We start from the raw sequence: 22,817 nt of genomic DNA on the forward strand, positions 1-22,817 counted from the left end.
AGGGACAGAGGTGGAAAAGCTATGAGGCCATATAAAGTTCTGGTTGTTGATGATTCTGCCTTCATGCGCAAGATCATTTCCGATTTAATAGAGAATGATGCCGACTTTCAAGTCACAGCGACAGCTGCCAACGGACGCGAGGCGATTGAGAAGGTTAACGAGCTTCGTCCGGATCTCGTAACCATGGATGTGGAGATGCCTGAGATGAATGGCCTGGAGGCGCTCAAAAGTATCATGGCCCAGCGTCCGCTCCCGGTGATTATGCTGTCCGGCATCAATGAAGAGGGGATGAAGGAGACGATTCTGGCCTTGGAGTGGGGGGCTTTCGATTTCATCCGAAAGCCGTCCATTTCAAACTCCCAGGATATCATCGCTGTTGGAGAGTCCCTCCGGGAGCAGATGAAGGAAGCGATGCTGGCGCGCGAGCGGCGTGAAGCCCGCGCTTCCGCCGTCAAATCGCCTGAGCCTCCTCCTCCCGCTGCTGAACCGCCTGCTCCGCGGGCTGTTGTGGAACCGGTAAGAAGGAAGCTGGAGCCGTCCAAGAAAGAAGCGGATAAAGCGCCGCTTCAGGGCACGGAGAAGCCAAGGGTCAGGGCGCCGCTTGAACCGCCCGCTGACAAACGGAAGCCGGAGACCGGCACTGAGCCGGCGGCTGCGAAGCGGGTAGCCAAGCCTGCGCCGGCAGTGCCTACACCGGCTCCCGACAGGTTGAAAGGGCGTTCCCAGGAGGCGCAGGGCGCCGGAAGGGCTGTACAACGGGCGGCTTCTGAAATTGCTGCAGGCTCGTTCGCGGAACCTCCTGCAGCAACAGGAGGCCAGGCAAGCGGAAGCCGGAGCGTGCGCAAGCTGGTTGCTGTAGGCTGCTCAACCGGAGGTCCGAGAGCGCTGAAGGCATTCCTGGAGAACATCCCCGGTGACTTCCCGGCACCGATTGTCATTGTCCAGCATATGCCGCCTAACTTCACCAAATCGCTGGCCCAGCGTCTGAATACCTTCAGCGCGCTGGAGGTCGCGGAAGCGGAGCACGGTATGATTCTCCGGCAGGGTGCGGCGTATATTGCCCCCGGGGGTTATCACCTGACAGTGGTTCCTGTGCCTGGCGGCCAATACATGATAGAGCTTACTAAGGAAGAGGTCCGTAATGGACATCGTCCTTCTGTAGATACACTGTTTGAATCGGTATTGCAGCTTACCTCGCTGGAACGTCATGCCGTCATTATGACGGGAATGGGCAGCGACGGGGCCCGTATGATGAAAGCACTCTATGATTCGGGGGTGACATCAACCTTTGCAGAGAGTGAAGAAACCTGTGTGGTATACGGAATGCCGAGGTCTGCAGTAGAGTTGAAGTGTGTAAGACACATCCTGCCTTTGCAAGAAATTGCTCCAAGGCTGGTACAAGCCGTTAAATAATGGAATAGCGAACTCGAAGGGGAGGTACCCGCTCATGGACATGAACCAATACTTATCCATGTTTATTGATGAGTCAAATGATCATCTGCAGTCTTTGAACGAGAGCATGATGGGGCTGGAAGCGAATCCGGAGGATCTGAGTATTGTTCAGGTGATTTTCCGCTCCGCCCATACCTTGAAAGGTATGGCGGCTACAATGGGGTTTGAAGATTTGGCTTCGCTTACGCACCAAATGGAGAATGTGCTCGATCTGGTGCGCAATAACAAACTGCGGATGCAGGACTTCATTTTTGATACCCTGTTCAAAAGTATTGACGCTCTGGAATCCATGGTGGAGGATATCACCGGCGGGGGAGCGGGCAAGGCCGATGTAACAGAGATTGTCTCTTCCCTGCAGGCCATCGTACGCGGAGAGGTTCCTTCTGCCGGCAATGCTTCTGCTGAAGTCACTGCTGCTGCGTCCGGCAATGCCAGCGCGGCCCAGGTGTTCCTGGATGAGTTCCAGTACTCCGTACTGGAGCAATCCCTTCAGGAAGGCCATCAGGTGCTGTATGTGGATGTGGCGATCCGCAAGGACTGTCAGCTCAAGGCTGTGCGTGCCTACATGGTCTTCGACCTTCTGGAGCGTTCAGGAGAAGTCGTGAAATCCTTCCCTTCGGTTCAGGACATAGAGCAGGAGAAATTCGATTACGGATTCTCCCTCTACTACATAACCCAAAAGGATGCAAGCGAGATTCAGAAGATGATTCTGAATCTGTCAGAGATCGAAGCGGTTACCGCTGTGGCGCTTGATCAGGAGTCACTTCGCCAAATGGGACAAGACACTGCGGCAGCTACAGCCGAAGCGCCCGCTCCGGCTCCGGTGCAGGAAGCTGCTCCCGTTGCTGCCGGTAATGCTTCCCCTGCGGCTTCTCTGCATCCCAAGGAAGAGAACGGCAAAGCAGCCCCGGCCCGGGCAGGAGGGTCGCCGTCGCCTTCCCGGACCATCCGTGTGGATATTGAGCGGCTGGATGTGCTGATGAATCTGTTCAGCGAGCTGCTTATTGACCGTGTCCGGCTGGAGCAGCTGGCCTCCGAGGTCCAGAACGGGGATCTTACCGAAACGGTCGAGCATATGGGCCGGGTGAGCGGAGATTTGCAAAATATCGTAATGAAGCTCCGCATGGTTCCGGTAGACACCGTATTTAACCGGTTCCCGCGGATGATCCGCGATCTGGCGAAATCGCTGGACAAGAAGGTGGATTTAATCATCACTGGAGCAGATACAGAGCTTGACCGTACCGTGATTGATGAGATTGGCGATCCGCTGGTCCATCTGCTGCGCAATGCGGTTGACCACGGGATTGAATCTATTGCAGACCGGATTGCGGCTGGGAAGCCGGAGACCGGAACCGTCCAGCTCCGGGCCTTCCATAGCGGCAATCATGTGTTCATCGAGATTGAAGAGGATGGCAAGGGCATCTATCCGAAGAATGTCTTAGCCTCTGCTGTCAAAAAGGGTGTGATTACCCAAGAGCAGGCGGGCACGATGACAGATGACGAAGCGTACCAACTGCTCTTCGCGCCTGGATTCAGTACAGCTGAGGTCATCTCTGACGTATCGGGCCGGGGCGTGGGTCTCGATGTGGTCAAATCCAAAATCTCTTCCCTGGGCGGTAACGTCACCATCTATTCTACACCAGGCAAGGGCACGAATTTCTCCGTTCAGCTTCCGCTGACCCTGTCGATCATTGCAGCGATGCTGGTTCGGCTTGGCTCAGAGAAATATGCCATTCCGCTCTCTTCCATCGTGGAGACTGGAATTGTGAAGCAATCCCAGATCCGCACCATTCACGGCAACCGGATGCTGGAGTTCCGGGGCAGCCATATTCCGCTGGTCTCCCTGAGCAAGATCTTCTCCATTCCGGACTATGATGAAAGCACGGAAGAGGAGACGGAGATCGTGGTTGTCCGCAAGGGAGAACGGCTGGTTGCCTTGGCCGTGCAGGACTTCATTGGCCAGAACGAAATTGTAATCAAGAACCTCGGCAAGTATCTCCCAGAGGTGCAGGGAATTTCCGGAGCCACGATTCTTGGAGACGGACAGGTAGCGCTTATTATCGATCCGAATGCTTTTATCAAATAATCAGGTTAGAACAGGGAGGGTCATTCCATGGCTGAAGATATCAAAGTAATTGTATTCAAGCTTGGCACTGAAGAATACGGCATTGAAGTAGAGAAGGTCCAGACGATTGAACGTATGATGCCGATTACCCGCGTACCGAAGACCTATTCCTTTATCAAAGGTGTGATCAATCTGCGCGGTGTCGTGATTCCGGTTATCGATCTGCGCGGACGGTTCGGCATCGAGGAAGCGGAGCACACCGACCAGACCCGGATCATCATCGTCAATGTGAATGAGATGGAAGTGGGCTTCATTGTTGATTCAGCCAACGATGTCATTGATCTGAACCGTGACATTATTGATGTACCGCCGGATGTCGTGGGCGGAATCAAGGCGAAGTATCTGGACGGGGTAGCCAAAATTGGTGATGACCGCCTGCTGATTATGCTTAACCTGTCTGAAGTGCTGAACAAGAGTGAAATCGTGCAGCTGGAAAGCCTGGAGGGCTAGCCTATGGAGCTATTCAAGAACTTCAAAGACTTCAAAATGGATGTGCTTAAGGAAGTCGGAAATATCGGGGCCGGCAATGCTGCCACCGCCTTATCTCAACTGCTTAATAAGCCGATTGATATGGCGGTTCCGAAGGTACAGCTGCTCAGCTTCGAGGAGATCACCGATAAGGTGGGCGGAGCGGAGGAACTGGTATATGCGGTATTCCTGCGTGTGGAAGGTGAAGCCCCGGGCAACCTGTTCTTCATTCTTACCCCGGAGGCGGCAAGCAACCTGCTCAGCCGGATTGCCGGCATTGAAGTCTCCGGCGGCGATGAGCTGAGTGAGATGGAGTTATCCGCACTAAGCGAGATCGGCAATATTCTGGCCGGCTCTTATCTCTCTTCCCTGGCGGACTTCACCTCCCTGACCATGTATCCGACAGTGCCGGCGCTTGCAATGGATATGGCCGGAGCCATTCTTGGCTACGGGCTGCTGCAGTTCGGTCAGATGGGCGATGATGCGCTGCTGATCGATACGACTTTTTTAGAAGGCCAAAATGAAATTGAAGGACAATTCTTCCTTATTCCCGATCCGGAATCGTTCCCCAAAATATTCAAGGCTTTAGGAGTACCGTTCGACAATGATTGAAGAGCAGAGCATCATTAAAGTAGGTATGGCGGATCTGAACGTAGGCAGCCAGGACAGCCTTATTCGTACGACCGGTCTTGGCTCCTGTGTAGGTCTGACTCTGTTTGATCCCGGTAAAAAGCTGGCGGGGATGGCTCATGTCATGCTGCCCTCTTCAGAGATTGCCAGGGAGGGACAGCTGAATATCGCCAAGTTCGCAGATACTGCTGTGCCTGAGCTATTGGCCCGCCTGCTGGGGCTGGGGGCGGTTAGAAGCCGGATTGTGGCCAAGATGGCCGGAGGCTCGCAGATGTTTGCTTTTGCCGGAGGGAGTGACACCATGAGGATCGGGCCTCGGAATGTGGAATCCTGCAAGCTTGCTCTTGAGAGCCTTCATATTCCGCTTATCGCGGAGGACACGGGCGGCAATTATGGGCGCACGATAGAAATCTCCTGCAATACCGGAGTGATTTTTATCCGCAGCGTTCAAAAAGGCCCGAAGGAAATTTAGCCATGAGCAGGAAACTATTGCTGAATATTGTGGCCGGACTGATCGGATTTGTACTAACCTTCCTTGCGAACAACGGACAGAACCTGCTGGGTACCAGCCTGATCCGGGGCATGTACGGATTTATTATCTGGTTTGTGCTTGCTTTCTTCCTGAGATGGGTATTGGGTTTTATTATCGGAAAAGAAGCCTCAGACCCGGAAGCCGGTTTGTTCGATAACGGAGAGTCTCTTGGCGGGAAGCTTGATATTAGTACACCTGAAGAGGATCAGGAGCTCAAAGACCTGTTAACCCCAAAACGGGAGGCGGTCAGTGAAGAGACCGGGGGGTTCACGCCTTTGCAGCCTCCGAAGCTAGTCTCTATGAAAGATCCTGAAGAATTGGCCAAGGCCGTTCGTCACCTGAAAGAAGAATAAGCGAGTACTGCGGCGAAAGTCCGTCATCTTGCGCCGCATGTTTGCCCGCTGACTAAACTTTGGGAAGGGTGAAAGCCGTTGAACGAGCGTAAAGCAGCTCAGTCGGAAACAGACCTGCTTTGGGAGCAGTGGAAAGAGCACGGCGATCCTGAAGCTAAAAAAAAGCTGATTGAGAGTTATCTCCATATTGTTGATTACGTGTCCAGCCGTCTGGCAGTAGGGCTGCCCAAAAACGTCTCCAAGGACGATTTGGCCAGCAACGGTGTCATGGGACTCATTGATGCGATCGAAAAATTCGACTACAAGCGGGGGCTTCAATTCCAGACCTATGCTTCGTGGCGGGTTCGGGGAGCAATCCTTGATTCTCTGCGGCAAAGTGACTGGGTTCCCAGATCCGTACGCGAAAAAGCGAAAAAAATCGAGGATGCCTACCAGCAGCTGGAGCAGAAGTATTTGAGATCGGTAAGTGACGATGAAATGAGCAAGTATCTGAATATTTCGGAAACGGAGTTTCAGACGATGCTGCAGGATGTCGCAGTAATGTCGCTCTGTTCATTGGAAGATCCTATACGTGAAGAAGAATCAGAGACACGAATGTCCATATTGGTAGATGACAAGGCCAAGAATCCGGACCGTAAAGTGAATGAGTTCTACCTGCGGGATACGCTAACCAAAGGCATCGAGAAACTAACAGTGAAAGAACGGACCGTCGTGTCCCTTTTATATTATGAGGATTTATCTTTAAGCGAGATTGCGGAAGTGATGTCACTGTCTCCTTCGCGAATCTCCCAGCTTCATTCCAAAGCTATTTTGCGGCTAAGAGGAACACTTGAGAAGAACCGGGACCTTCTGATGCAAAATGATTAACCGGGTGACGGTGACAAGGGGGAGCAGAAATTGATCGGTCAATATGTATTGAGCCAATACCTGAGCATTACTTTTTCGGAGGATAAGGGGATTGCTTACCTTCAGTTCACCAAGAAGGATGAGAATTTCACTTGTTCGGTCGAGGACCTTGAGAGCTTCCTGTCCAGTCACAATATTCGTTTCGGTATCCAGCATGATATTGTGCAGCGGATTAGCAGCAACCCGGAAGAATACTTCTGGAACCGGGTGCCGATCGCGATTGGACAGCCTGCTGTCAACGGTAAGGATGGCCGCATTGTGCTGACCGTTGATATGGAGGAGGACCGCAAGCCTCTAGAGAAAGAGGATGGCAAGGTGGATTACAAAGAGCTGGTCCGGCTGCATAACGTAAGGAAGGGCCAGCTTATTGCCAAGGTTATTCCGGCAGAGAACGGTGTGAGCGGCAAAACGGTAACCGGGGAGGAGCTTCCGTTCCGGGCAGGGAAGGAGGCTCATTTCAAGGTAGGCAAGAATGTGGTGGTGGATCAGGAAGAGACCTCCATGTATTCGGCGATTGACGGATTGGTCACGCTGACAGACAAGGGCAAGATCAATGTATTTCCGGTGTATGAAATCAATGGGGATGTGGATTACAGCACGGGCAATATTGATTTCGTGGGCACGGTGGTCATCCGCGGCAATGTGCTTACCGGCTTCACCGTCAAATCCGCAGGAGATATCCGGGTGGTCGGCGGGGTAGAGGGGGCCGAGCTGATATCGGGCGGGTCCATCGAGATTACGGGCGGCATCATCGGATATAATAAAGGGCTCGTTCATGCCGGTAAAAATGTTAAGGTCTCGTTCATCCAGGATGGCAATGTTGTGGCCGGGGAGGATGTTATAGTCTCACAAAGCATCATGCATTCCAGCATCCGGGCAGGCCGCGATGTGTTGTGCAACGGCGCCAAAGGTTTAATTGTTGGCGGTATTGTGCAGGCGGGTGAACACGTGATTGCCCGCACCGTCGGCAATACCATGTCTACAGCTACAGCGATTGAAGTGGGCGTTGTTCCCGAGCTGAGAAATGAGATCAACGAACTGCGCCAGGAGCTCCGTCAGCTTCTTGAGAATGAGGACAAGACCAATAAGGCGCTGTATCTGCTTAATCAGCTGGCGAACAATGGCCAGCTATCGCCCGATAAGGTGGCGCTTCGCGTCAAGCTTAATGCCACCAAGCAATCCCATATGCGTGATGAAAAGAGAATTAAAGAGCGTGTGCTGGAGATCGAGCGCATGCTGGAGGACACCGGCAGAGCTAAGGTTGATGTCGTCAAGACGATCTATGGAGGCTCTAAGATCGTAATCGGCAGATATACCAGGTTCGTCAAGGACCCGACGGAGCGGGTATCCTTCATTTACAGTGAAGGGGATATATCCATAATACCGTATGTATAATCAGGCAGGCAGCCGAGGCGGCCTGCTATTCCTTGATTCTGTAACCAATGAGTGGAGAAGAGGGATCTTATGAGTCTGAAACCGGTGGAACTGCAAATTGCTTTGCCCCGTACCCATGATGCGGGCAAAGTTCAGAACAACCTTCAGCAGCGTCCTGCACTCGACCAGCAGCAATTGGCAGGCCAGAATGTCAAGCAGACCCAGGAGATTGCGCAGCGCAGCAGCGAGGTGGACGAGTCCGCAGAATCCGCGCTGCGGGACGGCGGAAAGGGGAACGGCTCCGGGAGTCAGCCTCACACACGTAAGCAGGGCAATCAGGAGAACACCCATGATGCCGAACATCCCTATAAGGGGCACCGTATAGATTTCAGTCTCTGATTTCGACCAGAATAACCGCAAATGCAGTTAAGGCATCCTATGAATTAAACGCAGAAGGAGATTACACACTTGGAACCATGGGTATACATCGTGCTGGTAGGCGCAGTTGCTATTGTTTATGCCCTGCGGCTGCCGGCCAGAACGGGGAAGGAAGACTCGGAGAAGAAGAGCCTGAAGGAGACGGAGGCGGCTCTGGAGCTCTACATGGCCGATATCGAGCATGAGAACTCCGAGTTGCTGAAGCTGGTGGGCAGTATTAAGACACAGTCACAGAGCAATAAGGCGGCCCTGCAGGAAGAGATCGGTGGACTGCGGGAGCAGGTGGGCGAGCTGCAGAAGAGCCTGCTGCTGATGGATGCGCGGCTGACCGCAGAAGAGAAGGGACTGCTTCAGCTGGCAGCCACCTTCTCGCGGGAAGCTTCGTCCGACCACGCGGAGAAGCCCCAGGGCAGGGAGCAGGCTGCCGAGGCAGTACCTCCTGTTAAGCCAAGACCCGTCAGCTCCATTAAGCTGCGGTATCCCCGGCTGTTCGAGCTGCATGAGCAAGGGAAATCAATCGATTCTATCGCCAAGACCGCCGGTCTGCAGCGGGGTGAGGTGCAGCTGATCCTGCAGCTTGCCCAGCAGGAGGAATCCGTATGATGAAGAACCGGTTCTTTATGCTGGGACTAGGGGTCGGGCTGATAGCCGGCGCGCTGCTCTTGCAGCTGATGATAGCCGGACGGACGGCGCCTCTGACCAAAGAAGAGCTGATCCGGCAAGCGGCTAGCCTGAACCTGACTGTTGTAGATCCGGCAGAAGCTGCTGCAACAGCAACGCCGTCCCCGGAGGAAGCGGCCAAGGGCCAGGCTTCCGGGGCGCCAGCAGCAACACCGGCATCTACGCCTGCTGTCCCGCCCAAGCCGGCTGCAGTGCCAAGCGCCGCAACGACTCCGGGCAAGCCTTCAGCTCCTGCACAGCCGCAGAGCACCGCAGCACCTGTTACCAAGGCTCCTGCTACGCCTGAAGCGCCTGTGGCTGCGGTTGACGGGGTAATCTCTCTTAAGATTCCCACTGGAATTACTCTCGCCCAGACGGCAGATTTACTTGCGGAAGCCGGGGTTATTGAGGATAAGAATAAGTTCCTCCAGACGGCAAACAGCCGTAAGGTGAATACTATCATTCAATACGGCAGCTACAGCTTCACCAAGGGAGAGAGCATCAACTCCATTATTGACAAGCTGATTACCGTAAAAAAGTAATCGTTGCATAGGCTGTTTTATTATGATATATTAATTGACGGTGTTAAAACACACGCCGGTTGATTTCGACAAGGGGTGCTTTCTTCTGAAGAAAGTCTTGCTGAAAGATGACGCGCGGCGGAGGAGACACACAATAAACCAAACTTAGGAGGTGTGTGAAGATGGCAGTAATCTCCATGAAGCAGCTTCTCGAAGCTGGGGTACACTTCGGTCACCAGACTCGTCGTTGGAACCCAAAGATGGATCGTTATATCTTCACTGAAAGAAACGGAATTTACATTATTGACTTGCAAAAGACAGTCAAAAAGGTAGAGGAAGCTTACAACTTTGTAAAGAGCGTCGCTGGCGACAACGGCACAATCCTATTCGTAGGAACAAAGAAGCAGGCACAGGATTCCGTAAAAGAAGAAGCTGAGCGTTCGGGTATGTTCTTCATTAACCAGCGTTGGCTCGGTGGTACCCTGACTAACTTCCAGACTATTCAGAAGCGTATTGACCGCCTGAAGAAATTGGAAGCTTGGGAAGAAGACGGTACCTTTGCAGTATTGCCTAAGAAAGAAGTTATCCTTCTCCGCAAAGAGAAAGATCGTCTTGAGAAATTCCTGGGCGGTATCAAGAACATGAAAGGTCTTCCAAGCGCGCTGTTCATCATTGACCCGCGTAAAGAGCGCATTGCAGTAGCAGAAGCTCGCAAATTGGGTATTCCTATCGTAGCTATCGTTGATACTAACTGCGATCCGGATGAAATTGACTACGTAATCCCAGGCAATGACGACGCAATCCGCGCCGTGAAGCTCTTGACTGGTAAGATGGCTGATGCTGTTGTTGAAGCTCATCAGGGCGAAGACACAACTACAGCTTAAGTAGTAACCGGAACATAAAACATAAACTTAAATGAAAAGGGTGGTTGGCAGGTGGATAACCTCTCACTGCCCTTTTTTTAAAATGCAAGCAAGTATCGCTTTATGCCCGCGTATGACAACGACTATGACCCTGGAGGGAATAACAATGGCAGTAGATGCAAAAGCAGTGAAGGAACTTCGTGAAAGAACAGGGGCAGGAATGCTCGATTGTAAGAAAGCGCTGGAAGAAGCAAACAACGACATCACCAAAGCAGCAGAATTGCTTCGTGAAAAAGGTCTGTCCGCAGCAGCGAACAAGGCCGGACGTATTGCTACTGAAGGTACTGTAGAATCCTATATCCACGCTGGCGGCCGTATTGGCGTTCTGGTAGAAATTAACTGCGAAACTGACTTTGTAGGCAAAACCGATTCCTTCAGAGAATTCGCACGTGACATCGCTATGCAAATCGCAGCAGCGAACCCGCTGTATGTCCGCCGTGAAGAAGTACCTTCTGAAGACGTAGAGAAGGAAAAAGAAATTCTTAAGGCACAAGCGCTGAACGAAGGCAAGCCTGAGAAGATCGTTGAAAAAATGGTGGAAGGCCGCATCAGCAAGTTCTATGAAGAATACTGCCTGATGGAGCAATCCTTCGTTAAAGACCCGGACAAGACAATCTCCCAGCTGCTGAATGAAAAAATCAGCACGATTGGCGAGAACATCACCATCCGCCGCTTTGTTCGTTTCGAACTGGGTGAAGGTCTTGAGAAGAAAGTCGACAACTTCGTAGAAGAAGTTATGGCACAAGTAAAACAATAATAACTGCATGACATTGAATAAGAACTGAATACAGGCAAGCATCAAAAGAGCGGAACACATACAAGTAGTGTTCCGTCTTTTGTAGAAAGTGAGGGTATATAATTGGAACAACCGGTATTTAAGAGAGTAGTCCTTAAGGTAAGCGGTGAATCGCTCGCCGGACAGAATGGCTATGGCATCGATGCCGATACGATCATCTCTATTGCAGAGCAGGTCAAGGAAGTCGTGGAGCTTGGAGTTCAGGTTGCGATTGTATGCGGCGGTGGCAACATCTGGCGCGGAATCGCCGGAAGTGCAAGCGGTATTGACCGGGCAACAGCCGATTATATGGGAATGCTGGCAACAGTGATGAACTCGCTGGCATTGCAGGACGCTCTGGAGCAGATCGATGTCCCTACCCGGGTTCAGACCTCTATCGCCATGCAGCAGATTGCTGAGCCTTATATCCGCCGCCGGGCGATCCGGCATCTGGAGAAGGGCCGCGTAGTTATTTTTGCCGCAGGGACAGGGAATCCGTTCTTCTCGACAGATACTACGGCAGCACTTAGAGCAGCCGAGATTGAAGCCGAGGTTATCCTCATGGCCAAGAATAAGGTAGACGGCGTCTACTCAGCAGATCCGTTCAAGGACAGCACTGCCGTTAAGTTCGAGCAGCTTACTTACATGGATATTCTGAACAAAAACCTGGGGGTTATGGATTCTACCGCTTCCTCACTCTGCATGGATAATAATATACCGCTCATTGTGTTTGCTATTACAGAGCAAGGCAATATTAAACGCGTCGTTCTCGGCGAAAAGATCGGGACGATCGTTAAAGGGAGTGTAAATTAAATGCCACAATCGGTTAAGAAGAATGCCGAAGAGCGTATGGAAAAAGCGATTCTCTCGCTGAAACGCGACTTGGCAACACTGCGGGCAGGACGCGCTTCGACGTCACTGCTGGATCGCATCCAGGTTGAATATTACGGTGCTCCAACTCCTATTAATCAGCTGGCCAACATCAGCACACCGGATTCCCGGACCCTGCTGATCCAGCCGTGGGACAAATCTTCGATGTCAGACATCGAAAAGGCGATTATGAAATCCGACATTGGGATTACTCCAGCCAATGACGGTACGATTATCCGCCTGTCGATTCCTCCGCTTACCGAAGAACGCCGTACTGAGCTGGTGAAATTCACCAAGAAGTTCGGTGAAGAAGCTAAGGTAGCGATCCGCAACATCCGCCGCGATGCCAACGATGACATCAAGAAGATGGAGAAGAACGGCATTTCAGAAGATGAATCACATGGACATCAGGAAGATATCCAGAAATCAACGGATAAGTTCATAGCTGAAGTCGACAAAGTGCTCTTGTCCAAAGAAAAAGAGATTATGGAAGTATAACGAAATTCATGAGACTTCAGGCCCCTCCGTTAATGGTGGGGTTTGTCTCTTTCTGATAAGAGCTTGGAGGAAACGGAAATGATCAAACGGATTCAAGAATGGCTGAGCCGTAAAGACAGGCAGGAGCCAGTCGAGATTTCACCGGATAATATTCCCCGGCACGTAGCGATAATTATGGATGGCAACGGGCGCTGGGCGAAACGGCGCGGTATGCCCCGGGTTGTGGGCCATCAGAACGGGATGAAGGCAGTCAAACGTGCTACCATTGCAGCGAATGACCTCGGAGTAGAATTTTTGACTCTGTACGCTTTCTCTACGGAGAACTGGACCCGGCCGAAGGATGAAGTGGATTTCCTGATGCGCCTCCCCGTAGAATTCCTGGCTATTGAACTGGATGAACTCATTGAGAAGAATGTACAGGTGCGCGTAATGGGCAACACGGAGGCTTTGCCTTCCCATACCCGCAAGGCGATGGAAGAAGCGGTCGCCCGCACACTAAGCAATACCGGACTTATACTTAATTTTGCTCTGAACTACGGCGGGCGTAAGGAAATTGAGGACTGTATGCGCGCTCTGGGCAAGGATATCCAGGCAGGAACTCTGTCACCTGAAGAGATCACTTCAGAGCTGATTGACAACAGACTGTCATCCAGCGGACTACCCGATCCTGACCTGCTCATCCGTACGAGCGGGGAGATGCGGCTCAGTAACTTTATGCTGTGGCAAATCGCCTATAGTGAATTTTGGTTTACGGATGCGTACTGGCCGGAGTTCGACAAGACGCATCTGATGCAGGCTGTGGCTGAATATCAGCGCCGCACACGCCGTTATGGTGGATTGAAGTAGCCTGATGGGAGAGGGATTCTTTGAAGCAGCGATTGATTACCGGAATTGTTGCCGGGGCCTTGTTTTTAGGGTTATGCTATTGGGGTGGCTGGCCGTATCAGCTGATGCTGACTGCGATGGCCCTCATCGGCTATTATGAATTTGTGAAAATGACAAGTACAGCCACCTTCGGGCTGACTGCTGTATTTGGTTATGCCTCTGTAGTAGGCTTTATGATTCCTTGGGATCTCCTGGGAACGAATAAGCTATTCTCCTGGGAACAGGGGATTTGGCTGGTATTGCTGCTGTTCCTGCTGGTCACTGTCTTCAGTAAGAATAAGCTTGATATCAAAATCACCGCGATGATGTTCACTGGCATTGTTTACATAGGAATGGGGTTCTCGTATATGGGAATCGCCCGCGGTGCGGGAGATGGCCATGGCCTCTTCTGGACGATCCTGCTGCTGTGCTGTATATGGGGCAGTGATGCCGGAGCCTATTTTGTCGGCAGAAGCTTCGGGAAGAACAAGCTGTGGCCTGCGATCAGTCCTAACAAGACTATAGAGGGCGCGCTTGGCGGAGTATTGATTTCTGCTGTCATATCGATTGTGTTTGCTATACTGGTTCCTGATCTGCTGACTATCGGACGCGCGCTGCTGATTGGAATTGCCTGCGCTGTGCTGGGTCAGCTTGGAGATCTTGTACAATCTGCCTATAAACGGGTGTACGGTATTAAGGATTCAGGCTCACTCTTGCCGGGTCACGGTGGCATCCTGGACCGCTGCGACAGCTGGATCATCGTATTTCCTTTCGTACATATCGTAATGCTGATGCCTTACTATTAACGACAGGAAGAAGGAAAGCAACTGTGAAAAGAATTAGTATTCTCGGCTCCACGGGCTCCATCGGTACCCAGACGCTGGATGTGGTAGCTATGCATCCGGAAGCTTTTGAAGTCGATGGACTGGCGGCGGGAAGTAATACTTCACTGCTGCTGGAACAGGTCCGCCGTTTCAAGCCTCGCCGTGTATCGGTATCCACGAAGGAGCTTGCAGAGGAGATCAGATCCAGTCTGCCTGCCGGTGTAGAGCTGTACAGCGGAAGTGAAGGTCTGGTGGAGATTGCTGCCGGAGGCGATGCACAGACAGTCGTAACTGCGCTTGTAGGCAGTGTAGGACTTCAGTCTACGCTGGCGGCGATTGAAGCCGGCAGACATATTGGACTGGCTAATAAGGAGACACTGGTGACCGCCGGACATCTGGTTACAGAGCTGGCTGGACGCAAAGGCGTGAAGCTGCTGCCAGTGGACAGTGAGCATTCGGCGATTTTCCAATGCTTAAACGGGGAGAACCGTGAAGATGTGGCTTCAATTACCATTACTGCCTCGGGCGGTTCATTCCGTGATTATAAGCGTGAACAGCTTACGAATGTTACCGTAGCGGACGCACTGCGTCACCCCAATTGGAGCATGGGGGCCAAGATTACTATTGACTCGGCAACCATGGTTAACAAAGGCCTGGAGGTTATTGAAGCCCACCATTTGTTCGCCCTTCCGTATGAGCAGATTGATGTGGTGCTGCATCCGGAGAGTATCATTCACTCCTATGTGGAGTTCTGCGACAGCAGCATTATTGCTCAGCTTGGGACTCCTGATATGCGGGTTCCAATTCAATATGCGCTCACCTATCCCGACCGCTGGCCGTCTCCTGCGAAGCGTTTGTCTCTGGCTCAGGTAGCCAGCCTGACCTTCCGGGAGATGGATTATGAGCGCTATCCGGCGCTGAAGATGGCTATTGACTGCGGCATAGCGGGCGGCACATTCACAACAGCCTTCAATGCAGCCAATGAGGTCGCCGTGGCCCGCTTCCTGCGCGGTGAGATTCCCTTCCTGCGGATTGATGAGATTATTGATGAAGTGCTTCAGCGTCATCAGGGTGAAGCGAACCCCGGTCTGGAACAGATTCACAGTAGCGATATAGCTTCCCGGGAGCTTGCGGCTGTCCTGTAAAGGGATAAGAGGCCTTTGGAAACGGTGAATATGGCTGTACCCTGAAAAATAGGTGTGGACTGTTGATTCTCTTGTGCCCTGCCTTGGAATAATGATAAATTAAGAGGACATACTTCGGTCTTACACCTTAAGGGGGAATGTTGCGCTATGGAGATGGTAAGAGTTGTTTTTTTAACGGTGTTTATGTTCTTTGTTCTGGTGACTGTCCATGAATGGGGACATTATTATTTTGCCAAACGCGCCGGAATTCTTGTACGGGAATTTGCGATCGGTTTCGGTCCGAAACTGTTCTCTTATAAACGCGGTGAAACCCAGTTCACGCTCCGCCTGCTGCCCTTCGGGGGATACGCCCGTATGGCCGGCGAAGACCCGGAGATGGTTGAGATCGGCCCCGGGCAGACCATTGCTGTCCGGCTGGGCCAGGATAACAAGGTAAAGAATATCTACCTCGATTCCCTGGATACGCGCAGAAATGTTATCCGCGGCGAAGCGCAGTTCACGGATCTGGAGAATGAACTGAAGATCCGCCTTGATGTAGATGGTGAAGTGACCACCTATGATGTGAATCCGCAGGCGATGATGATCAAAGGCACCCAGCAGACGCAAATTGCGCCTAAGGACCGCCAGTTCGGCAGCAAAACCGTCGGCCAGCGCGCGATAGCGATCCTGGCCGGACCGGTGATGAACTTCATTCTGGCGTTTGTGCTATTTGCACTTCATCTGCAGATGGCCGGAATCCCGGTGGAGAATCCGACCTATGTGAAGATCGGTGACGTCAGCGTAGGAATGCCTGCACAGGAAGCAGGTCTTCAGAAGGGCGACATCGTCGTCACTGTGGACGGGCAGGCCATCGGCGGAGATTACCAGAAGATGATCAAGCTGACTTCAGCCTCCAAAGGCAAAGAAATGAACTGGACGCTGAAGCGCGGCGAAGAGACCTTGAATGTGACCATGATTCCCCGTGGAATGGAAGGGGAGCAAGGCGGCAAGGTTGGAATTACGCCAGAGCTTCCTACCCGCAAGGCCGGAGTGGGGGAGACAATTACCAAGTCCGGTACAGCGATGGTCGACACCACCAAGCTGATTTTTATCGGCTTCAAGCAGCTGATCAACAAATTTAATATGGATGATATCTCCGGGCCGGTAGGCACGTTCCAATTGACCGGGCAGATTGCCCAGCAGGGGATTCAGTATTTGACCTATTGGGCGGCTATTCTCAGCCTGTATCTGGGGATCTTCAATCTTCTGCCGATTCCTGCACTGGATGGCAGCCGGCTTGTATTCCTGGGTGTTGAGGCTCTGCGCGGCAAGCCGGTGGACCCGAGCAGGGAAGGCATGGTCCACTTTGTAGGCTTTGCCCTGCTGTTCCTGGTGATGATCGCTGTTACGTATAATGATATTTTACGCCTCATAAGCGGCTGACGGATGTCATATCTTTTTTATCCCGTGATGCATTTGATTGGGCTTCATAGCTAATGTGCAATCTGAGGGGCGAATAATAGGAGGATTTCTTCACATGGCCAAAGACAAGCAGTTCGTTACAGAGATCACGCCGCAGGGCGAGGATTTCTCACGCTGGTATATCGATGTTATCAAAAAAGCGGACCTGATGGATTATTCGCCGGTCCGCGGCTGTATCGTGTTCAAACCGGACGGCTATGAAATCTGGGAGCATATCCAGGAGGAAATGAACCGCCGCCTGAAGGCGACCGGTCACCGGAACGCCTACTTCCCGCTGTTCATTCCCGAGAGCTTTTTCCAGAAGGAGAAGGAGCATGTGGAGGGCTTCAACCCGGAGCTGCCTTGGGTCACTGAGGCCGGAGGCGATGTGCTGGAGGAACGTCTGGCGATCCGCCCTACGTCCGAGACGATGTTCGGCCATATGTATTCCAAGTGGATTCAGTCTTACCGCGACCTTCCGGTGCTGATCAACCAATGGGCCAACGTGGTCCGCTGGGAGAAACGTACCCTGCCGTTCATCCGTACGACAGAATTCCTCTGGCAGGAAGGCCATACCGCGCATGAGAATGAGACGGAAGCACGCGAAGAAACGATGAAGATGCTTGATAACTACCGCGACTTCGTGGAGACCTTTCTGGCTATTCCGGTAGTGACCGGACAGAAGACGCCATCCGAGCGGTTCGCCGGTGCTGTGGATACGTATTCCATTGAAGCGATGATGAAGGATGGACGGGCTGTACAGGCCGCTACCTCCCATTATCTGGGCACCAAGTTCGCGGTTGCTTTTGATATCCAATATCTGAACCGGGAGAATGTACTGGAACATGCACACACCACCTCGTGGGGCTCTACCACGCGTCTGATTGGTTCGCTCATCATGGTGCATGGTGACGACCGCGGACTGGCTCTGCCGCCGAAGGTAGCACCTACGCAAGTCATTATGATTCCAATCGGACCGCCTAAGACCCGCGAAGCAGTCATCGGACGTACCGACGAACTGTTTGGTGAGCTTAAGAGCGCCGGAATCCGCGTGCGTGTGGATGACCGTGCGGATGTAACCCCGGGCTGGAAGTTCAATGAATATGAAATGCGCGGCGTGCCTGTCCGTCTGGAGCTTGGACCGCGTGATATGGAGAATGGCGTCTGCGTGCTCGTATCCCGGATCAGCGGCGAGAAGAAGGTCATTCAGCAGGAGAACCTGGTTGAAGAAGTGAATGCGATGCTTGCGCAGGTCCACCAGGAAATGTACGAGCGGGCACTGAAATTCCGTGAGGATCATTTCTATTCCGTAGACACTCTTGAGCAGATGAAGGATTCTATGGAAGAGAAACGCGGCTTTGCGCTTGCAGGCTGGTGCGGCTCTGAGGAATGTGAAGATAAGGTCAAGGAAGAGACCGGCGCAGGCAGCCGTAATATTCCGTTCCACCCGTCAGAAACGAAAGAGACCTGTATTTGCTGCGGCAAGCCTGCTCAGCATACGGTTGTATTTGCCAAAGCATATTAATCGGCAACCTTATATTTGTTATTTTTTATATCAGCTTCTGGCGAGAGGAGTCGGCGGGCCGCAAGTACCCAATGCTTTTTAAGCCGGAGGCTTTTTCTTACAATTATTGCCGAGTTAGGTGGGGAATGCATGGAGCAGAACGTGGAGAGAAGAAAGAGATTTGAGCTGTTGATGAAGCAGGGGGAGATTCCGCCTGCCATGATTGATCCTTATTTTGTAGACGGACAGATTGAACGGGTGGAGATTAGCCGCGGCAACCATGACTGGCATATCGTGATTGCGAAGACAACCCTGATTCCCGCCCAGACCTACCGGGCATTTATTCTTAGAATGCGTGAGAAGCTGCAGCATATTGCCAAGGTCAGCTTCTTGTTCCTATATGATGATACTGTAAGCAGAGCCGATATTGTACAGGAGTACTGGGGCATGTTCCTGGAGTGGGTCCAGCGTGAGATTCCGTCCGTCAACGGTTGGCTGACGCGCTCCAGCCAGGAGCTGCAGGACGGCACGCTCATCCTAAGCCTGAACGATTCCATGTCGCTCGAACTGGCCCGCAAAAAGGGTATCGAAGCCGCCATTATTAAATATTATGATAAATACTTCGCGCTCCCTCTCAAGGTCAAGCTGCAGATGTCCGAGGATGAGACCAAGAACAAAGCGGATGCCTATGAGGAATTCCAGCAGAAGCTCCAGCAGGAGCAGCGTGAGCTGGTAGAGCTGATGATGATGAACAGTGAGCCGGACGAGCCTGAAGAAGCGGGGGACCCGGGCGAGGTCATTAAGCTTCAGATCGGGAATGACATTAAGGAGCAGGCCGTCTCCATTCTGGAGATTCAGGATGAAGAGAAGAAGATTACAATCCAGGGGACGATCTTCGGGCTGGACAGCAAGGAGCTGCGTAACGGGAATACGCTGTTCACCTTCTGCATCACAGACTTTACGGATTCCCTGCAGATGAAGATGTTCGCCAAAACAAAGGAAGAGCTGAAGATCATGGGCCAGCTGGCTAACGGCAAATGGGTCCGGGCGCGCGGCAAAGTGGAGTATGACCGGTTCATGCAGATTCCCGAGCTGGTGATGATTCCTTCGGATCTGACCGAGGTGTCGGCGCCGCCTGCCCGTAAGGACAATGCCAAGGAGAAGCGCGTGGAGTTCCACCTGCATACGACTATGAGCACGATGGATGCGGTAGCACCGATTGATGCCTATGTCAAAACAGCTGCGAAATGGGGCCACCCGGCACTTGCAGTTACCGACCACGGCAATGTTCAGAGCTTCCCGGATGCGAATCATGCCGCCCATAAGCATAAGCTCAAGATGCTCTACGGTGTCGAGGCCAATGTCGTCAATGACGCGGTCAATATCGTGGAGAATGCGCAGCCGCTGGAGCTTAAGACGGCAACCTATGTCGTTTTTGACATCGAGACCACGGGGCTGTCCATCACACGCAATAACATCACGGAGCTTGCGGCGATCAAGATGTGCGAAGGCAAGGAGCTGGACCGCTACACCACCTTTGTCAATCCGCATGAGAAAATTCCCTACCACATCCAGCAGCTGACGAACATTACGGATGAAATGGTCAAGGATGCCCCGGATCTGGAACCGGTACTTAAGGAATTCGTGGAGTTTGTAGGAGACAGCATTCTCGTTGCGCACAATGCGCGGTTCGATATGGGCTTCATTCAAGCTTCTCTGAAGAAGCTGGGGCAGCCGGAGCTGCCGAATCCTTCACTGGATACGCTGGAGCTGGCGCGTCTGCTCTTCCCCAAAATGAAGAACCACCGGCTCAATACGCTTGCTGACAAGTACAAGGTACTGCTGGAGAGCCATCACCGTGCGGTGGATGATACGATAGCACTGGGCGGGATTCTGAACGGTCTCTTGGCCGATGCGGAGAAGATGAAGGGGATGACCCGGCTGGACCGGCTGAATGATTATGTAGGCAATGACCTGTCGAATGTGCGGCCGTTTCACTGCGGCATCTATGCACTGAATCCCATCGGCAAAAAGAACCTCTACAAGCTGATCTCCATGTCGCATACCGAGTACTACAAGCGGGTACCCTGCATTCCCAAATCGAAGCTTGAAGAGCATCGTGACGGACTGCTTGTCATATCCGGCTGTGAGCGGGGCGAGTTCTTCGAGGCTGTGCTGAACAAGACCGTAGAAGAGGCGATTGAGGTTGCCCAGTTCTATGATGTGCTGGAAATTCAGCCGCTGACCATGTACATGCATCTGGTGGATAAAGGGTTCGTAGCGAGTCCAGAGGACCTGCGGGGAGTTGTACGCAAAATCTGTGAGATTGGTGAGCAGATAAACAAGCCGGTGATAGCCACTGGGAATGTGCACTATCTGGAGCCGCGCGACAAGCTGTTCCGCGATATTACGATCCACGGGATTACCGGATTCAGTCCGCTGAAGGACCAGAACAAGCCGGATGCCCACTTCCGTACAACCGATGAGATGCTTGCCGAGTTCGAATACCTGGGTGCAGCCAAAGCGAAGGAAGTCGTGGTAACGAATACTGTTGAGCTGGCTGAGCGGTTCGAGGAATACGATCTGTTTCCAAGCGATCTCTTCACACCTATTATTGAAGGTGCGGATGATGAGATCCGCAATACCTGCTATGACACTGCCAAATCGATCTACGGCGAGGAGCTGCCTGAAGTGGTGGTTGCCCGTCTGGAGAAGGAGCTGGCCCCGATTATTAAATACGGGTTCTCCGCCAACTATCTGATCTCGGAACGGCTGGTCAAAAAGTCGAACCAGGACGGTTATCTCGTCGGTTCCCGTGGCTCGGTTGGCTCGTCGGTAGTGGCAACATTCCTTGGAATATCGGAGGTTAATCCGCTTCCGGCCCACTATATCTGCACCAATTCTGAATGCCGGCACAGCGAATGGTTCCTGGACGGAAGTGTGCCGAGCGGCTTTGACTTGCCGGATAAGGACTGTCCGGATTGCGGCGGCAAGCTTAAGGGAGAAGGGCAGGATATTCCGTTTGAGACCTTCCTGGGCTTCAAAGGGGACAAGGTTCCCGATATCGACCTTAACTTCTCCGGGGAGTATCAGCCGAACGCCCATAATTTTACCAAAACAATGTTCGGTCCGGACAATGTGTTCCGCGCGGGAACCATCGGTACGGTGGCGGAGAAGACCGCCTTCGGCTTCACTAAGAAATATGAGGAGCATCACCAGAAGCGCTGGCGCGGCGCGGAGGTCGGACGGCTTGCCGCCGGCTGTACCGGTGTGAAGCGCAGTACAGGGCAGCATCCCGGCGGTATCGTTGTTTTGCCGGACTACATGGAGATCGAAGATATCACTCCGGTGCAGTTCCCGGCGGATGATGTTACAGCCGAGTGGAAGACCACCCATTTCGACTATCACGCCTTCGATGCCAACCTGCTCAAGCTCGATATTCTCGGCCACGATGATCCGACGATGATGCGGATGCTGCAGGATCTGACTGGCGTCGACCCGACGACCATTCCAATGAATGATCCGAAGGTGATGAGTATGTTTAACTCTACGGATGCGCTCGGGGTAAGGCCGGATCAGATCCGCACCCCGGTAGCCACTTATGGAGTGCCGGAGATGGGGACGAAGTTCGTCCGCCAGATGCTTGTCGAAGCGAAGCCGTCCAGCTTTGCCGATCTGCTGCAGATTTCGGGGCTGTCCCATGGAACCGGCGTGTGGCTGGGAAATGCCCAGGAGCTGATCAAGAACAACACCTGCAACATTAAGACGGTAATCGGCTGCCGTGATGATATTATGCTCTATCTGATCTATAAGGCGGGCATGGATGCCAGTCTGGCCTTCAAAATTACGGAGAGCGTGCGTAAAGGGAAGGGCTTGCCGCCGGAGTGGATTGAGGAGATGAAGAATTGCAAGGTGCCGCAGTGGTACATTGATTCCTGTCTCAAAATCCAGTACATGTTCCCGAAGGCCCATGCCGCGGCTTATGTTATTTCAGCGGTGCGGACAGCCTTCTTCAAGCTGTATCATCCGATAGAATACTATGCGACTTACTTCTCGGTCCGTGCTGCGGATTTCGATATCGAGCTGTGCTGCAAGGGCTATGAAGCCATTGCGCGCCAGCTGGTAGAGATCGAAGCCAAGGGCTTCCAGGCGCTGCCTAAGGAAAAAGCCATGCTTCCGGTCCTGGAGATGGCCCTGGAGATGACCGCACGCGGCTTCACCTTCAAGAACATTGATCTGTACCGCTCGGACGCTACCAAATTTACGGTAGACGGTACGAGCCTGATTCCTCCATTCTCCTCGCTTGCGGGAATCGGGGATAATGCTGCGATTAATATCGCCGCTGCCAAGGACGCAGGAGAATTCCTCTCCATTGAGGATTTCCAGCAGAAATCCAAGGCCAGTAAAACGGTGATTGAGCTGCTCACGGGAATGGGCTGCTTCCGGGGATTGCCGGAGAGCAACCAGCTTTCACTGTTCTAACAACCGGCTTAAGTGATAGCATATAGAGTCCTT

Annotated in this window: 21 protein-coding genes; all 21 read left to right on the plus strand. The window is 52.6% G+C overall.

Annotation, left to right across the window (positions count from 1 at the left end):
- The first annotated feature begins 21 nt into the window (after positions 1-21).
- The 21 genes from MHH78_RS16120 to MHH78_RS16220 all read left to right on the plus strand — a co-directional run bounded on the left by MHH78_RS16120 (position 22) and on the right by MHH78_RS16220 (position 22,784).
- Positions 22-1,413 (plus strand): protein-glutamate methylesterase/protein-glutamine glutaminase, encoded by a 1,392-nt coding sequence (locus tag MHH78_RS16120; protein ID WP_341167994.1) that lies wholly within the window; start codon positions 22-24, stop codon positions 1,411-1,413.
- A gap of 34 nt (positions 1,414-1,447) precedes the next feature.
- Positions 1,448-3,538 carry a chemotaxis protein CheA gene (locus tag MHH78_RS16125; RefSeq protein ID WP_076078627.1) on the plus strand — a complete coding sequence of 697 codons (2,091 nt, stop codon included), beginning with the start codon at positions 1,448-1,450 and terminating at the stop codon, positions 3,536-3,538.
- Positions 3,539-3,565: 27 nt separating this feature from the next.
- Complete coding sequence (locus tag MHH78_RS16130; protein ID WP_036692546.1) at positions 3,566-4,027, plus strand: chemotaxis protein CheW; 462 nt, start codon at positions 3,566-3,568, stop codon at positions 4,025-4,027.
- Between the two features lie 3 nt (positions 4,028-4,030).
- The gene (locus MHH78_RS16135) at positions 4,031-4,657 is read left to right on the plus strand and encodes a chemotaxis protein CheC (RefSeq protein WP_036724698.1); all 627 of its coding nucleotides are present in this window, start codon (positions 4,031-4,033) and stop codon (positions 4,655-4,657) included.
- Positions 4,650-5,147: a chemotaxis protein CheD gene (locus MHH78_RS16140; protein WP_036724701.1), complete on the plus strand. Its 498-nt coding sequence runs from the start codon at positions 4,650-4,652 to the stop codon at positions 5,145-5,147. Before MHH78_RS16135 ends, MHH78_RS16140 begins: the two co-directional genes overlap by 8 nt.
- 2 nt (positions 5,148-5,149) lie before the next feature.
- A complete protein-coding gene (locus MHH78_RS16145; RefSeq protein ID WP_341167995.1) occupies positions 5,150-5,560 on the plus strand; it encodes a hypothetical protein in 411 nt (136 codons plus the stop codon).
- A 78-nt stretch (positions 5,561-5,638) separates the two neighbouring features.
- Positions 5,639-6,427: a FliA/WhiG family RNA polymerase sigma factor gene (locus MHH78_RS16150; RefSeq protein ID WP_036724703.1), complete on the plus strand. Its 789-nt coding sequence runs from the start codon at positions 5,639-5,641 to the stop codon at positions 6,425-6,427.
- A gap of 30 nt (positions 6,428-6,457) precedes the next feature.
- On the plus strand, positions 6,458-7,861 hold the full coding sequence (locus MHH78_RS16155) for a DUF342 domain-containing protein (protein WP_341167996.1): 1,404 nt from the start codon (positions 6,458-6,460) through the stop codon (positions 7,859-7,861).
- Between the two features lie 69 nt (positions 7,862-7,930).
- Positions 7,931-8,239, plus strand: coding sequence for a hypothetical protein (locus tag MHH78_RS16160; protein ID WP_076078632.1), 309 nt, complete (start codon positions 7,931-7,933; stop codon positions 8,237-8,239).
- A 69-nt stretch (positions 8,240-8,308) separates the two neighbouring features.
- On the plus strand, positions 8,309-8,881 hold the full coding sequence (locus MHH78_RS16165; protein ID WP_341167997.1) for a hypothetical protein: 573 nt from the start codon (positions 8,309-8,311) through the stop codon (positions 8,879-8,881).
- Positions 8,878-9,480 carry a hypothetical protein gene (locus MHH78_RS16170; RefSeq protein ID WP_341167998.1) on the plus strand — a complete coding sequence of 201 codons (603 nt, stop codon included), beginning with the start codon at positions 8,878-8,880 and terminating at the stop codon, positions 9,478-9,480. The genes MHH78_RS16165 and MHH78_RS16170 overlap by 4 nt, the downstream gene beginning before the upstream one ends.
- A 161-nt stretch (positions 9,481-9,641) precedes the next feature.
- Positions 9,642-10,343: a 30S ribosomal protein S2 gene (gene rpsB, locus MHH78_RS16175; protein ID WP_036692565.1), complete on the plus strand. Its 702-nt coding sequence runs from the start codon at positions 9,642-9,644 to the stop codon at positions 10,341-10,343.
- A gap of 145 nt (positions 10,344-10,488) precedes the next feature.
- On the plus strand, positions 10,489-11,139 hold the full coding sequence (gene tsf, locus MHH78_RS16180) for a translation elongation factor Ts (protein WP_076078637.1): 651 nt from the start codon (positions 10,489-10,491) through the stop codon (positions 11,137-11,139).
- Between the two features lie 102 nt (positions 11,140-11,241).
- Positions 11,242-11,970 (plus strand): UMP kinase, encoded by a 729-nt coding sequence (pyrH, locus tag MHH78_RS16185; RefSeq protein ID WP_076078638.1) that lies wholly within the window; start codon positions 11,242-11,244, stop codon positions 11,968-11,970.
- Positions 11,971-12,525, plus strand: coding sequence for a ribosome recycling factor (gene frr / locus MHH78_RS16190; protein WP_341167999.1), 555 nt, complete (start codon positions 11,971-11,973; stop codon positions 12,523-12,525).
- Positions 12,526-12,603: 78 nt separating this feature from the next.
- On the plus strand, positions 12,604-13,371 hold the full coding sequence (locus MHH78_RS16195) for an isoprenyl transferase (protein WP_341168000.1): 768 nt from the start codon (positions 12,604-12,606) through the stop codon (positions 13,369-13,371).
- A gap of 20 nt (positions 13,372-13,391) precedes the next feature.
- Entirely contained in the window at positions 13,392-14,195 is an 804-nt protein-coding gene (locus tag MHH78_RS16200) for a phosphatidate cytidylyltransferase (RefSeq protein WP_341168001.1), read from the plus strand.
- A 23-nt stretch (positions 14,196-14,218) separates the two neighbouring features.
- Positions 14,219-15,358, plus strand: coding sequence for a 1-deoxy-D-xylulose-5-phosphate reductoisomerase (locus MHH78_RS16205; protein WP_036724716.1), 1,140 nt, complete (start codon positions 14,219-14,221; stop codon positions 15,356-15,358).
- Positions 15,359-15,505: 147 nt separating this feature from the next.
- Complete coding sequence (rseP, locus tag MHH78_RS16210; RefSeq protein WP_076078643.1) at positions 15,506-16,780, plus strand: RIP metalloprotease RseP; 1,275 nt, start codon at positions 15,506-15,508, stop codon at positions 16,778-16,780.
- Positions 16,781-16,874: 94 nt separating this feature from the next.
- Positions 16,875-18,323 (plus strand): proline--tRNA ligase, encoded by a 1,449-nt coding sequence (proS, locus tag MHH78_RS16215; protein ID WP_036724718.1) that lies wholly within the window; start codon positions 16,875-16,877, stop codon positions 18,321-18,323.
- 129 nt (positions 18,324-18,452) lie between these two features.
- Positions 18,453-22,784 (plus strand): PolC-type DNA polymerase III, encoded by a 4,332-nt coding sequence (locus MHH78_RS16220; RefSeq protein ID WP_036724720.1) that lies wholly within the window; start codon positions 18,453-18,455, stop codon positions 22,782-22,784.
- Positions 22,785-22,817 lie beyond the last annotated feature (33 nt).

This window comes from Paenibacillus sp. FSL H3-0333 (genome assembly GCF_038002805.1).
GTDB classification, from domain to species: Bacteria; Bacillota; Bacilli; order Paenibacillales; family Paenibacillaceae; genus Paenibacillus_AQ; species Paenibacillus_AQ silagei.